Genomic DNA, 12,973 nt, shown 5'->3' with positions numbered 1-12,973 from the left:
GTTAAATCTTCCACCGATCCCGGCACGGGGAGTGAGGGTCCGGCCCGTGATGTCACGGTCCGTGGCGCCCAGCTGACCCCGTGAGCCACGCGTGGTCGGCGGCGGGAAGCCAGTGGCGGCCGGGAGCGTACTCGAGCCAGCGACGGCGGGCGGCGGTCTCGGCGAAGGCGCGCAGCAGGCTGCGCCCCGCGGCGCACGGCTCGCCCCGCCACAGCAGCGACCACGCGTACAGCGGGGTCGGCTCCACCAGCCGCACCCCCCGCAGGCCGGCGTCGGCGGGCAGCACCATCTCCGCGGGCAGCACGCAGACGTAGCGGGGGTCCGCGCGCGGACGCTCCAGCAGCGGTTCGAGGCCGAGGTTGACCGCGGCCGCCTCGGCCGCGATCCCGAACCTGCCGGCGAAGCGGCGCAGGAAGTCGAGCCGGTCGAGGGCCGCGGGACACCACAGCACGCTGCCGCGCAGATCCGCGGGCCGCACCCGCGCGCCGCCGGCCAGCGGATGGGCGGGGTGCAGGACCACGTCGAGAGGCTCCAGGCGGACGAGCCGGTGGGCGAAAGCCGGTGCGAACTCCCCGCCGGCACCCGCATCCACTCCGGGGGCATCCTCCCCGGGGGCGTCCTCCCCGGGGGCATGGTCGGTGAGGGCGTCGTCGGTGAAGGCATGGTCGGTGAAGGCATGGTCGGCGGTCGCGTGCACGCGCCCGAAGCCGAGGTCGATGGATCCGCGGGTCAGCGCGTCGACGGCCGTGGGCAGGTCGCGGCTGGCGCCGAGTTCCACGCCGAGCGCCGGGGCGTCGTCGAGGACTGCCCGCAGGGTGCGCATCGGACCGTAGAGGTGGCCCCACACGTCGACGCGCAGCGGACGGATCTCCGTTCTGGCCGCGGCGACAGCACGGTCCGCGGCCCGCAGCGCCGCCCGGCCCGGCTCCAGGAACCGCCGGCCCGCGTCGGTCAGCTCCACCGCGTGCCCGGACCGGTGGAACAGCGAGACGCCGAGCGCGTCCTCCAGCCGGGCGATCCGCTTGGACAGCGCCTGCTGGGTGAGGAACAGCCGCCGGGCGGCCCGGCCGAAGTGCAGCTCCTCGGCCGCCGCCACGAAGGCCCGCGCCTGGCCCAGGTCGAGATCCACGGCCTCCACCATGGCCGACCACCATCGGTTGTCAAGGCGGACGGACGGCTGTTGGTCGACGACGGCGCCCGGGCGGCATGCTGGCCGGCATGGATGATGCACGCGCGGTCGTGGTCCGCTATGTGGAGGCCGTCCGCGACGGCGACGCCGCGGTGATCCGTGACAGCTTCGCCGCGGACGCCGTCTGGCACTACCCGGGCAGCCTGCCGATCTCGGGTGAGTGGCGGGGACGCGACCGCATCGTCGACGACTTCCTCGGTGGGATGGGCAGCCGGTTGCAGCCCGGCGCGCCGCTGCACATCGAGCTGACCGACGTCCTCGCCGAGGGCCCGCGGGTCGTGGCCACCTGGATCTCCCGCGGCACCGCTGCCGGCGGCGCGCCGTACGACAACCGGTGCCTGGGCATCTTCGAGGTCCGCGACGGCCGCATCGTCTCCGTCCGGGAGTACGCCGACACCGACCACGTGGCCCGCGTCCTGTTCGCCTGACCACCGGACGCCTGACCGCCGGACGCCGGACCGCCGGACGCCACGCCCGCCCCGTCCGGGCGCGGTCACCCGATCGGGCAGCGGGGACTCAGCCGAAGGCGCCCTGGGCGCGGTAGTCGTCGACGGTGGCGGCGTCGAGGCCGAGGCCGCGCAGCACCTCGGCGGTGTCGGCCCCGAGTTCGGGGGCGCGGCTGCGGGCGCGGGCGGGTTCGCCGTCGAACTGGTAGGGCGGGGCGACGACCCGAAACGGCGTGCCGTCCTCGGCGGTCAGCTCGGAAAGGTAGCCGTTCTCCCGGACCTGCACGTGGTCGTGAACCTCGGCGGGCGTCAGCGCGGGCGCCCACACCCCGGAGAACCCGGCCAGGGTCTCGCGCCACTCGTCGAGGGTGCGTTCGGCGAAGATGCCGTCGAGCACCTCGACGCAGGCCCGGTTGTGGGTGAAGCGGGCGGCGGCGTCGAGGAACCGCGGGTCGGCGACGAGCTCGGGACGGTCGAGGACCAGGCACAGCTCGTCCCAGAACCGGTCGGCCTGCAGGCAGACCAGGTTGATCCAGCGTCCGTCCTTGGTCCGGTAGTAGTTGGCGATCGGGTTTCCCGGGGCGCGGCGGTCGGCCCGCGGCACCTCGCCGGAGAACGGCGCGGCGGCGATGTCCGCGCCCAGCGCCCACATGCCGGTGTTGAGCAGGGAGACGTCGACGACGGCGGTCTCGCCCGTCCGCTCCCGGCGGTAGAGGGCCATCGCGACGGCGCCGGCGATGGTGTTGCTGCCCTGCAGGTCGTAGAAGGCGGCCGGCTGGGCGACCGGTTCGTCGTCACCGGCGCCGGTGAGCTTGTGCAGGGTCCCCGAGCTGCACCAGGCCGCCGCCGAGTCGTAGCCGCCGGTGTTGACCATCGGGCCCCGGCTGCCCCAGCCGCTGCCGCGCACGTAGACCAGCCGGGGGTTCACCGCCCGCAGGTCGTCGACGTCGATGCCGAGGCGGGCGCGTAACGCCGGCAGGTAGCTGGTGAGGAACACGTCGGCGTCGGCGACGAGGCGCAGCAGCACCTCCCGGCCGGCGGGGGTGGTCAGGTCGAGGGTGACGCTGCGCTTGCCGTGGTTGGGGATCTCCAGGAACGGGTTGGGACCGCTGTCGTCCTGGTTGAGCAGGTTGCGCAGCAGGCGCTGCGGGTCGCCGGTGGGCGGTTCGACCTTGACGACGTCGGCACCGAGATCGGCGAGGATCGCGCCCGCGGCCGGCACGAACGTCCACCCGGCGATCTCGACGACGCTCACGCCCTCGAACGGTCTGCTCATCGTCCGCTCCTCCTCGCTGCGCACCCGCTGCCCGCACTCCCCCAGCCCGTGAACCTAGTAGGAACAGTTAGCCATGTCAGCCAGATCACTTTCCTGACGGCGAGCAATCAGCCGGTTACCTCTGCTGGCCGTGATGGAGCACGACGGGAATTTCAAGATCATTAACGTCGCCCGCCATTTCGTCAACAGCGTTGATTATCTTGGAGACAGGCCGGGACTCCGAGTGTTGACCTCACCACGGGTTCAGCCTCTAGGGTCGATCACGGACGGGCCCGCCCGTGGTCGCCGCCGCCCGTCCGCCGCGGCCGCGCCCGGTCACGGCCCGCCGTCGCTCCCGGACAGACCGGGACTCGCCAGAGGGAGCCCTTGTGGTCTTCACCCCGGCCGAACTCGACTACCTGCACTCCCAGCGCCTGGGCCGGCTCGCCACGCTCGCCCCGGACGGGACGTTGCAGAACAGCCCGGTCGCCCACGCCGTCGACGACGCGACCGGAGTGATCAGTATCTACGGCTACGACCTCGGCAACAGCCGCAAGTTCCACAACATCGCCGCGAACGGCCAGGTGGCGTACGTCGTCGACGACATCGCCTCGCTGGAGCCGTGGACGGTGCGCGGCCTGGAGATCCGCGGGACCGCCGAGGCCCTGACCGGCTGGGATCCCCCGGCCGCGCACCTGAGCCCCGAGGTCATCCGCGTGCACCCGCGCCGGATCATCAGCTGGAACCTCGGCGCCGGCGGTCGGGAGGGCTCGCGGCGCACGGTGGCGTGAGTGGTGGCGTGAGCGGTCGCGCTATCGGCGCGGTTCGTCCCGGTGCCGGCCCCCGTCCTGGTCCGCGTCGGCGCGCGGCGGGGTGTCGGTGACCGCCGCGGCGGGTTCCGGGCGGTCCTCGACGCCGGCGTCCACGCGTTCCCGCTCGGTGCGGGCGGCGAGCACGTCGTCGTCCAGCGGTCCGCGGACGCCGCCGTGGCGCGCCTGGTCGCGCCAGCCGGCGGAGACGCGGCTCGCGGTGTCGCTCGGTCGGCGGCTGTCGGTCGACATCGGCGTCTTCCTCTCGTTGCGGCGGATGACGGCCATCCGCGTCGATGACGGACGCCTCCCCGCCCCGCCGCCGGCAAAACTCCCCGCCCCCCGCGGGCGTCCCCGGCCGTCCGTGGCGCCGGTCCGCGGTCGCCGGTCGCCCCGGCCGGCTCGGCCGGCGAGTTACTCGGCGACGAGGCGTTCGATGTCCGCGGGCCGCCACACCCCGGCGGCGCCGGGCCGGGCGGCGAGGTAGGCGGCGATCCGGGCCGGCGACCAGCCGTGCGCCTCGCGCAGGCCGCCGGCGAGCATGGCCAGGTAGCCGGCCGACGGCACGGTGGGGCGCACGTCGGCCAGCGACCATGGCGCGGTGAACGTCAGGACGGGAACGCCGCCGCGATGGCCGACGAGCACCAGCGTCTCGTAGCGGCCCGGACCGACCCGGGCCCGGCCGGTGCGCAGCACGGCGGCCAGGTCGAGGTCGACGTCGGGGGCGCGGTGCATCTCCTGGGCGGCGACGTCGGCGAACTGGCCCGCGGTGAGCAGGTAGGCCCGGCCGGCAACCTCCCCGCGGGCAGCCGGGTCGTAGAAGGCGATCCCACCCGTCCAGATCTGTGACTCCAGCGCGAAGTACACGTCACCGGGCAGCATGACCGGGACCGCCAACCTCGGCGGGCGCGGATCGCGGCAGCCCGGATGACGGTGGTCGCTGCCCGGCGGGCAGCCGCCGGCGAGGTAGTACGTCAGCCGGGCCATGCGCATGTTGGAGCCGTAGCTTGCATACCAGACCAGCTCGGGCCCGACCGACCGGGCCGGGTCCGTCCGCCCGGCGGGCGCCGGTCCGCTCATCGGGCCGCCCCGCAGCCCGCCGGCGCGCCCGCGGCGGCCCCGCGGGCGACCGTCGGCCTCCCGCGGGCGTCGCCCTGCCGGGGCCGGCGGCGCGCACCGGGCCCGCAACGACGCTCTCGCACCGTCACAGTATGGGAAGCCCGGGGGGCGGTAATCAGGTGTTTGTGACGTATGTCAGCACCCAGCGCGACCGCCCACGGCGGCCGACGCCGAGCGGGCGGGCGGTCAGGACACGCTGACCAGCGGAGCCGCCTCGTCGGCGGCGGCCGGGTTGACGAGGACGATGTTGCTCTGGGCGTGACGCCACAGTTCCCGGCTGGCACTTTCGTCCAGCAGCCCGCCGCCGCGGGTGGGGGCGCCGAGGACGATCGTGCGCGCGGCGCTCGCCCGGGCGTGCTCGGCCAGCAGCCGCCCCACCGCTGCGTGGTCGGCGGCGTGGAGCAGGACGTGCCCGGCCACCGGCACCCCCTGCGCCCGCAGCCGGTCGAGGTGGCGGCGCACCCCGGCGTGCGCGGCCGCGACAGGGTCGACGTCGGCCGCCGCGTCCGCGGTCACCGCCGCCTCCTGGACGTGGACCACGTCCACCGTCGCGCCGTGGATGCCGGCGAGGCGGCCGGCGGCGGCCGTCACCAGGTCGGCGACGGCCGACCCGTCGACGGCGGCCACGATCGTCCGCCGCGCCGGACCGGCCACCGGCTCGACCTCCTCCAGCCGCAGGGAGGCCGGCGGCGCGGCGGCGGTGACCTCCACCGCCTGCCCGGCCTCGGCGCGGGCCAGCAGGTCGTGGGCGGTGGCGAGCACGGCGATCCCCAGCGCGACCACGCCGGCGGCGAGGTAGAACGGCACGTGGACGTTGAACGCGTCGACGAGCTTGCCGGCGGCGTAGGGGGCGAGACCTCCGCCGATGAAGCGGACGAAGCCGTACGCGGAGGAGGCGATCGACCGCTCGACGGGGGCGACGCTCATGACCGCCTGGGTGGTGACGGTGTTGTTCACGCCGATGAAAACACCGGTGACGATGACCGCGGGAATCAGCACCGCCCGGTGCGTCGTCCAGATCGCGATCACTGCGATCACCGCGGCGAACAGGGCGAGGTTGCCGTAGAGCGTGCGGGCGAGGCCCAGGCGGGCCTGCAACCACGGCGCGCCCGCCACGGCGAACACGGCGACGAGGACGCCCCAGCCGGTGAAGACCAGCCCGAGCTGGATGGCGCTCAGATGCATCGGGAACGGCGCGTACCCGAGCAGGGTGAAGAAGCCCCAGTTGTAGCAGAGCGCGGTCAACGACAGGGTGAGCAGCCCGCGGTGGCGCAGCGCGGCCAACGGCTCGCGCAGGCCGGTGCGGCGCGCCGGTAGCGGCATCGGCTCGACGAGCACGATCGTGGCCAGCAGCGCGACCGCCATGAGCACCGCCACGCCGTAGAACGGGCCCCGCCAGCTCACCTCGCCGAGCACGCCGCCGAGCAGCGGACCGCAGGCGATGCCGACCCCGAGCGCCGTCTCGTACAGCACGATCGCCCCGGCGAACCCGCCGCTGGCCGACGCCACGATCACCGCCAGCGAGGTCGCGATGAACAGGGCGTTGCCGACCCCCCAGCCGGCCCGGAACCCGACGATGCCGTTGATGCTCGACGCGGAGCCGGCGAGCGCGCTGAACACGACGATGACGGCGAGGCCGACGATCAGCGTCCGCTTCGCGCCGATCCGGCTGGAGATCCAGCCGACCAGCAGCATCGCCACGGCCGTGATCACCAGGTAGCTGGTGAACAGCAGCGTCACCTGGCTCGGCGAGGCGTGGAGCTGGTTGGAGATCGCGGGCAGCACCGGATCGACCAGCCCGATTCCCATGAACGACACCACACAGGCGAAGGCCACCGCGAACACGGCCTTCGGCTGACGGAACGGACTGGCGGTCTGCGCGTGCGCGGACGCACTCATGCGGCGGCTCCCCTACTCACCTGCCGGTGTTGCCCGACGTGCCGGTGTTGTCTGCTGTGCCGGTGTTTCCTGCTGTGCCGGTGTCCGCTCGCCCGAGGCCAGGTCGACCAGGGCGTCGACGGCGGGCAGCGCAGCGCTCAGCGCCGCCCGCTCCTGCGGGCTGAGCTCGGCGAGCAGCCCGGCAACCCGTTCGACCCGCTTCGCGCGCCGGGCGGCCAGCGTGGCTCGGCCCGCCTCGGTGAGGTGGACGCGCACCACCCGGCCGTCGGTCGGGTCGGTGGCCCGGGCCACCAGGCCGGCGTCGGCCAGCCGGGTGACGAGCTGGGTCATCGCCGGCTGGGTGACGCCCTCCCGGGCGGCGAGGTCGGTCAGCCGGTGCGGCCCGAGGCGCTCCAGGGTCGACAGCGTGACCACGGCGCCGAACGACAGGTCGCTGGGCTGGGCAAGCTGGCGCACCACCCGGGCGAGACGTTCGAGGGCCGAACCAACCCGCAGCGCGAGCTCCGGGCCGTCCGTCCCAGCTACGCGATCTATCACTTCTTTATATTAAGCACTTATCTTTTGTCCTCGCCAGTGCCGGCATCGGCCGCTGACCGGCGATTCCACCCGGTGCCATCGGGTAGGTCCCTCGGTAAGCCGTCGGGGGGCGGAGGGAGGTCGGCCTGGGCCGTCATGGATGTGACCGACTGCGTGCTGGACCGGCTGGAGATCGGCCTGGTCGCCACCGCCGCGTCCGGCGGGCGGATCAGTTACGTCAACGACACCGCCTGCCGGATCCTCGGCCGCGACCGGGGTGCGCTCGTGGGCTCGCCGTTGACGGCCTACCTGCCGCCCGGCGACGCGGACCGGCTGTCGGCCTACCAGTCCCGCGCGCTCGCCCGGCTGACGGCGGTGCGCCCCGGCCGCGGGCCGGCGCTCGCCGAGGCCGGGGAACTCGCCGAGGCCGGGGAAGCTGTGGAGCAGCCGCTGGCCGTCCGCCTGACCCGGCCGGACGGGTCACCGGCGCCGGTGTTGATCGTCTCCACGGCCGTCGTCACCGACGACGGGGTGCAGGTCGTCAGCCGGGTGCAGGACATCACCGAGCGGGAACAGGCCAACCGGTATCTGCGGCTCGTGCTGGACCACAGCCCGGTGTCGATGCTGCTGATCGACCAGTCGGGCCGCTCGGTGTTCGGGCTGGGCAGGCACACGGCCGAGGAGGCCGCGGGACTTGCCGCCGCCGAGTCGGCGTCGGTGTTCGAGGTGTTCGCCGATCATCCGCAGGCGATGGACATGCTGCGCCGAGGTCTCGCCGGTGAGTCCGGCGCGCGGATCGTCGGCGCGTTCGGCCGCTACCTCGACCTGCACGTGATGCCGATCCGCGACGCCCAGGGCCAGGTCAGCCTGGCCGCGGCCATCACGATCGACATCACCGAGCGGGAGAGCGCCCGCGCCGCGCAGGCCCACCTCGCCGACCTGGCCCGCCAGGCCCTGGTCACCCTCGAGCCGGCCGTGCTGTGGCGCCGGGCGACGGCGGTGCTCGCCGAGCATCTCGGAGCGACGGCGACCCTGCACGAGGTCGACGGGGACACCGGCGCGCTGGGCCTGGTGGCCGTCGCCGGGCCGTCGGTGTCGCGATCCACGGCTGCCGCGGTCGCCCAGCAGGCCCTGCGCCGACCCGCGGGGTCACGGTCGGCCACCGACGGCGGCGAGTCGGCGACCGCCGGCGGCGAGGTGGACCCGTGCCCGGACGGCTGGTTCGCTCTCGCCGAGCCGATCGGTCTGCGCGGCGAACCTTCGGCGGTCGTCGCCGTCCAGCGCCCCCCGGGCGCCGCCGGGCCCCCGTACACCTCCCCCGGGACCGTCCTGCCGGCGGGGGTCGGGGCCTTCACCGACTCCGAACGCAGCTTCGTGGCGGCGGTGGCAGGCGTGCTCGGCGCGGCCGCGGCCCGCTTCGCCGCCGAGCGGGAGATCCGCTACCGCTCGCAGCACGACATGCTCACCGGCCTGCCGAACCGGGCCTCGCTGCTGGAGCGGCTGCGCAGCAGCCTGGCCGCGGACCACCGGGCGGGGGCCGGCGAGGGCCGGGCGGGCGCGGGGCGCACCGGCGTCGTGTTCGTCGACCTGGACAGCTTCAAGTCGGTCAACGACACCTACGGGCATCTGGCCGGCGACGTGCTCCTGCGCACGGTCGCCGGCCGACTGCGCGCCGCGGTGCGACCGTGTGACGTGGTCGCCCGCCTCGCCGGCGACGAGTTCGCCGTGCTCTGCACGCAGGTCGAGTCGGTCGAGACCGTCGAGCGGGTCGCCGCGCGGATCCTCGCCGGCCTGGCCGAACCGGTGACGATCGACGCCACCACGGTGACCGTCACCGCCAGCGCCGGCGTCGCGGTCTCCGGGCCCGGCCTCACCGACCCCGACCGCCTGCTCAACGCCTCGGACATCGCGATGTACGCCGCCAAGCGCGCCGGCGCCGGGCGCTGCGTCGTCCACCAGGACTGGATGCGCCTGAGCACGGGTCCGACACCCGCGACACCCGGGTAGGACGACGACGCGAGAACGGTCGACGCGAGAACGGTCGACGCGAGAACGGATCGGGCAGGCGGCGGTCCGGACCGGGCAGGGAGACGGAACGAGGAAGGGTGTACGCCGATGTGCCGACTTTTCGGGCTGACCGGGGCCCCGCGACGGACCCGGGCCACGTTCTGGCTGCTCGACGCCCCCGACAGCCTCGACGAGCAGAGCCACCGCAACCCGGACGGCACGGGCCTGGGCTACTTCGACGCCGACGGCCGGGCGGAGCTGTTCCGCCAGCCGATCGCCGCCTGGGAGGACCGCCAGTTCGCCGCGCGGGCGCGCCAGGCGCAGTCGACGACGTTCGTCGCCCACGTCCGCCACGCCTCCACCGGCGGGCTCGCGCCGCGCAACACCCACCCGTTCCGCCAGGACGGCCGGCTCTTCGCGCACAACGGGGTGATCGAGGGCCTCGACGTCCTACAGGCGCAGCTGGGCACCGCGATGGCGCAGGTGGCCGGCGACACCGACTCCGAACGCCTCTTCGCCCTGATCACCCGGGAGATCCACGCCGCCGGCGGCGACGTCGGGCGCGGGATCGCCGCCGCGGTCCGCTGGGTGGCCGCCAACCTGCCGCTCTACAGCATCAACCTGCTGCTGATCACGCCCGACGACCTGTGGGCGCTGCGGTACCCGGAGACCAACCGCCTGTTCCTGCTGGACCGGCCCGCCGGCGGCCAGCCGTTGCGGCACAGCGACGCCGCGGGAGCGACGCGGGTGCACGCCGACGAGCTGGCGAGCGCGCCCGCCGTCATCGTGGCGAGCGAACCCATGGACGACCATCCCGACTGGCGCCCGCTGCCCCCCGGCGACCTCGTCCACGTCGGCGCCGGCGGGCAGGTCACCTCGGTGACCGTCCTGCCCGATCCCCCGGCACACCCGCTCACCCTCGCCGATCTGCGCCCCGAGGCGGCGACCTCGCAGCAACAGCCCCACTGAACCCCTCGACCCGAACCCCGGTTTGGTGATCCTGATGTTTCCCTGCGGAACCGCACGCCGCTCCCGCATCGCACCGCATCGCACCGCGCACAGGACGAGATAGTTCTCCTCGCTGACCTAGTGCACTAGGATCCCCATCACAAGGTGCCGAGTGATCGCGGGGACGAGGGAGTACGGCGTGACGGAGATCACTTCCGATGGAGGGCCGGCCGGACCTGCGGGTCAGGCGCCGCTGGCGGGGCTGCGCGTCGTCGATCTGTCGGGCAGCCTGCCCGGGGCGCTGGCGACGCTGTTCCTCGCCGACGCCGGGGCCGACGTCGTGCTGGTCGAACCGCCCGGCGGCAGCGCGCTGCGCCGGCGGGTCGACTGGCCGGTCCTCGGCCGCGGCCGGCGCAGCGTCGTGGTGGACCTGCGCGCCGACGGCGGCCGCGACGAGCTCGACGCCCTGCTCGCCGACGCCGACGTCCTGGTCACCACGTACCGGCCGGCGACGCTCGCGGCGCTGCGGCTGACCGCGGCCGACCTCGCCGCCGACCACCCGCGGCTGGTCAGCGCGTCGATCACCGGCTTCGGGCCGGGCGGGCCGTGGCGCGACCTGCCCGGCTACGAGGGCCTGGTGCTGGCCAAGCTCGGCGTCTTCCACGTCAAGGAGGCGATCACGGCGCGGCGCGGGCCGGCCTACGTGTCGGTGCCCTTCGCCTCCTGGGGCGCGGCGCACACCGCCGTGCACGGCATCCTCGCCGCGCTGCTCGAACGCGACGCCAGCGGGCTGGGCCAGCAGGTCGCCGCCGACCTCGCCCGCGGCGTCGGCGCCCTGGACACCTGGAACTTCTACACCGAGATCGTCGGCATCCGCTGGCCCGACGCGTTCACCGTCGTCAAAGCGTTCAACGCCGCCGGAGAGGTCCAGGGGCCGCTGGTGTACCCGCTGCTGACCGCACCGACGAAGGACGGCACCTGGCTGCAGTTCGCGCAGGTCGAGCCGCGGCTGTTCGTCGCGCTGATGCGGGAGTTAGGCCTGGCGGAGGTGTTCACCGACCCGAAGTGGGCCGGTGTCCCCGCCCTGCCGACACAGGAACTGCGCACCGAGCTGTGGGAGCTGATGATCGAACGGGTCGGGCAGCGGACCCTCGCGGAATGGGAGGAGGTCTTCGCCGCCAACGGCGACATCTCCGCCGAGCCGTTCCGCCGCGGCGCCGACGCACTGGTCCACCCGCAGCTCGTCCACGAGGGCCGGCGCGTCACCGTCACCGACCCCGAGCTCGGCCCGGTCGTGCAGCCCTCCACCCTCGTCCACGCCGACGGCCACCCGCTGCGCGAGCTCGCGCCCGCACCCCGCCTCGGCCAGCCGGCGCCCGCCACAGCTCCGGGGGCCGCCGCCGCCCCGTCGACCGCCTCTCCCTCGACCGCCGCTGCTGCGTCGCCGGCTCTCGACTCGTCGGCGGCCACCACGGCGGCCACCACGGCGGCGGCGGGCGGTGCGGGCGGGCAGCCGCTCGCGGGGATCACCGTGCTGGACTTCGGGCTGATGTTCGCCGGGCCGTTCGCCGCGACCCTGCTCGCCGACCTCGGCGCCCGCGTCATCAAAATCGAGACGCTGGAGGGTGACACGATCCGCCGGGTCGCCGGCTTCCCCGAGTCCGGCGGCGCGAAGGTCATGCAGGGCAAGGAGAGCCTGTGCGTCGACCTGGCCACCGACGAGGGCCGCGCGATCGTCCACGACCTCGTGCGGCGGGCCGACGTGGTGCTGCAGGCGTTCCGGGCGGGCGCCGCCGAACGCGCCGGCATCGACGCGGCGACGCTGCGCGCCCTCAACCCCGACCTCGTCTACGTCAACGCCCCCGGCTACGGCACCGACGGCCCCTACGGCCACCGCCCGGCGTACGCCCCGGCGATCGGCGCGGCCAGCGGGCTGGCACTCACCGACGCCCCCGGTGTGCGCAGCGCGGTGACCACCGTGGGGCAGAAGAAGACCGGCGCGGTGCGCTGCTTCGCCGCCGCGGCCGCCGTGCCCGTGCAGGCCGACGGCATCGCCGCCCTCGGCGCCGCCTCCGCGATCCTGCTGGGCCTGGTCGCCCGCCGCCGGGGCCGGGCCACGGGCGCGCTGACGACGACGATGCTCGCGACCGCCACCCACGCCATCCTCGACCAGGTCGTCGACTATCCCGGCAGGCCGGCGCCGCGGGAGGTCGACGACGACGCCTGGGGGCTGTCCGCCCTGTACCGGATCTATCCGGCCGCGTCCGGCTGGGTGTTCCTCGCCGCCCCCGCGGACAAGGAGTGGCCGCGCCTGGCCGCGGTGCTCGCCGCCCACGCCGACCTCGACGCCGATCTCGGCGCCGACCCGAGGTTCGCGACCGCCGCGGGCCGGGTCGAGCACGACGCGGCCCTCGCCGACGTGCTGGCGAAGGCGTTCGGCACCCGGCCGGCCGCCGACTGGGAACGCGACCTCACCGCGGCCGGCGTGGGCTGTGTCGAGGTCGCCGAGCGCTCCCAGCAGACGATCATCCAGGTGGAGCCGGCCGCGGCGGAGGAGTACTGCGTGACCGTGCACAGCGACGTGTTCGACGAGCACCTGCGCCCCGGTCCCGCCACCCGCTTCTCCCGCTCCGCGACGAGCCCGAAGGGTTTCGCCTACGCCGGCGCGCACACCGACGCCATCCTCACCGAACTCGGCCACGACGCGGCCGCCATCGCCGACCTGCGCGAGCGCGGCATCGTCGGCGGCTGACCACCCGTCACGCCTCCCGCCCCACCGGCCTCC

Annotated in this window: 11 protein-coding genes; 5 read left to right on the top strand and 6 right to left on the bottom strand. The window is 74.7% G+C overall.

Annotated elements, in window-relative coordinates; genetic code table 11:
• Nucleotides 1-52: 52 nt before the first annotated feature.
• Nucleotides 53-1,141 carry a LysR family transcriptional regulator gene (locus tag FRAAL_RS15725; RefSeq protein ID WP_173402692.1) on the bottom strand — a complete coding sequence of 363 codons (1,089 nt, stop codon included), beginning with the start codon at nt 1,139-1,141 and terminating at the stop codon, nt 53-55.
• Nucleotides 1,142-1,218: 77 nt separating this feature from the next.
• Between FRAAL_RS15725 and FRAAL_RS15720 the strand changes: the two genes are divergently transcribed.
• Nucleotides 1,219-1,617, top strand: a complete 399-nt coding sequence (locus tag FRAAL_RS15720) for a nuclear transport factor 2 family protein (RefSeq protein ID WP_041940588.1) — start codon at nt 1,219-1,221, stop codon at nt 1,615-1,617.
• Nucleotides 1,618-1,705: 88 nt separating this feature from the next.
• Here the strand turns inward: FRAAL_RS15720 and FRAAL_RS15715 are convergent, their stop codons facing one another.
• A complete protein-coding gene (locus FRAAL_RS15715; RefSeq protein WP_041940587.1) occupies nt 1,706-2,911 on the bottom strand; it encodes a CaiB/BaiF CoA transferase family protein in 1,206 nt (401 codons plus the stop codon).
• A 368-nt stretch (nt 2,912-3,279) separates the two neighbouring features.
• On the opposite strand from FRAAL_RS15715, the gene FRAAL_RS15710 reads away from it, so the two are divergent.
• A complete protein-coding gene (locus tag FRAAL_RS15710; RefSeq protein WP_011604735.1) occupies nt 3,280-3,681 on the top strand; it encodes a PPOX class F420-dependent oxidoreductase in 402 nt (133 codons plus the stop codon).
• A gap of 21 nt (nt 3,682-3,702) precedes the next feature.
• Here the strand turns inward: FRAAL_RS15710 and FRAAL_RS15705 are convergent, their stop codons facing one another.
• The 4 genes from FRAAL_RS15705 to FRAAL_RS15690 all read right to left on the bottom strand — a co-directional run bounded on the left by FRAAL_RS15705 (nt 3,703) and on the right by FRAAL_RS15690 (nt 7,254).
• Entirely contained in the window at nt 3,703-3,951 is a 249-nt protein-coding gene (locus FRAAL_RS15705; RefSeq protein ID WP_011604734.1) for a hypothetical protein, read from the bottom strand.
• Nucleotides 3,952-4,113: 162 nt separating this feature from the next.
• On the bottom strand, nt 4,114-4,779 hold the full coding sequence (locus FRAAL_RS15700; RefSeq protein WP_011604733.1) for a hypothetical protein: 666 nt from the start codon (nt 4,777-4,779) through the stop codon (nt 4,114-4,116).
• 225 nt (nt 4,780-5,004) lie between these two features.
• On the bottom strand, nt 5,005-6,717 hold the full coding sequence (locus tag FRAAL_RS15695; RefSeq protein ID WP_011604732.1) for an MFS transporter: 1,713 nt from the start codon (nt 6,715-6,717) through the stop codon (nt 5,005-5,007).
• 12 nt (nt 6,718-6,729) lie between these two features.
• On the bottom strand, nt 6,730-7,254 hold the full coding sequence (locus FRAAL_RS15690; protein ID WP_231861019.1) for a MarR family winged helix-turn-helix transcriptional regulator: 525 nt from the start codon (nt 7,252-7,254) through the stop codon (nt 6,730-6,732).
• A 135-nt stretch (nt 7,255-7,389) separates the two neighbouring features.
• Between FRAAL_RS15690 and FRAAL_RS15685 the strand changes: the two genes are divergently transcribed.
• The 3 genes from FRAAL_RS15685 (at nt 7,390) to FRAAL_RS15675 (ending at nt 12,940) form a co-directional block, all read left to right on the top strand.
• Nucleotides 7,390-9,240, top strand: coding sequence for a sensor domain-containing protein (locus tag FRAAL_RS15685; RefSeq protein ID WP_050997140.1), 1,851 nt, complete (start codon nt 7,390-7,392; stop codon nt 9,238-9,240).
• Nucleotides 9,241-9,348: 108 nt separating this feature from the next.
• Nucleotides 9,349-10,209 (top strand): class II glutamine amidotransferase, encoded by an 861-nt coding sequence (locus FRAAL_RS15680; RefSeq protein WP_011604729.1) that lies wholly within the window; start codon nt 9,349-9,351, stop codon nt 10,207-10,209.
• 178 nt (nt 10,210-10,387) lie between these two features.
• On the top strand, nt 10,388-12,940 hold the full coding sequence (locus FRAAL_RS15675; protein ID WP_041939364.1) for a CaiB/BaiF CoA transferase family protein: 2,553 nt from the start codon (nt 10,388-10,390) through the stop codon (nt 12,938-12,940).
• The last annotated feature ends 33 nt before the right edge of the window (nt 12,941-12,973 follow it).

This window comes from Frankia alni ACN14a (assembly GCF_000058485.1).
In the GTDB taxonomy this organism is placed as follows: Bacteria; Actinomycetota; Actinomycetes; order Frankiales; family Frankiaceae; genus Frankia; species Frankia alni.
Note: the sequence above shows the minus strand (reverse complement) of the source record. Positions and strands in the feature narration are given on the sequence as shown.

What these genes read in the sequence shown, in the direction of transcription:
- FRAAL_RS15680 (WP_011604729.1), top strand. Translation starts at nt 9,349, where the DNA reads ATGTGCCGACTTTTCGGGCTGACCGGGGCCCCGCGACGGACCCGGGCC.
- FRAAL_RS15705 (WP_011604734.1), bottom strand. Translation starts at nt 3,951, where the DNA reads ATGTCGACCGACAGCCGCCGACCGAGCGACACCGCGAGCCGCGTCTCC.
- FRAAL_RS15725 (WP_173402692.1), bottom strand. Translation starts at nt 1,141, where the DNA reads ATGGTGGAGGCCGTGGATCTCGACCTGGGCCAGGCGCGGGCCTTCGTG.
- FRAAL_RS15715 (WP_041940587.1), bottom strand. Translation starts at nt 2,911, where the DNA reads ATGAGCAGACCGTTCGAGGGCGTGAGCGTCGTCGAGATCGCCGGGTGG.
- FRAAL_RS15700 (WP_011604733.1), bottom strand. Translation starts at nt 4,779, where the DNA reads ATGAGCGGACCGGCGCCCGCCGGGCGGACGGACCCGGCCCGGTCGGTC.
- FRAAL_RS15720 (WP_041940588.1), top strand. Translation starts at nt 1,219, where the DNA reads ATGGATGATGCACGCGCGGTCGTGGTCCGCTATGTGGAGGCCGTCCGC.
- FRAAL_RS15685 (WP_050997140.1), top strand. Translation starts at nt 7,390, where the DNA reads ATGGATGTGACCGACTGCGTGCTGGACCGGCTGGAGATCGGCCTGGTC.
- FRAAL_RS15695 (WP_011604732.1), bottom strand. Translation starts at nt 6,717, where the DNA reads ATGAGTGCGTCCGCGCACGCGCAGACCGCCAGTCCGTTCCGTCAGCCG.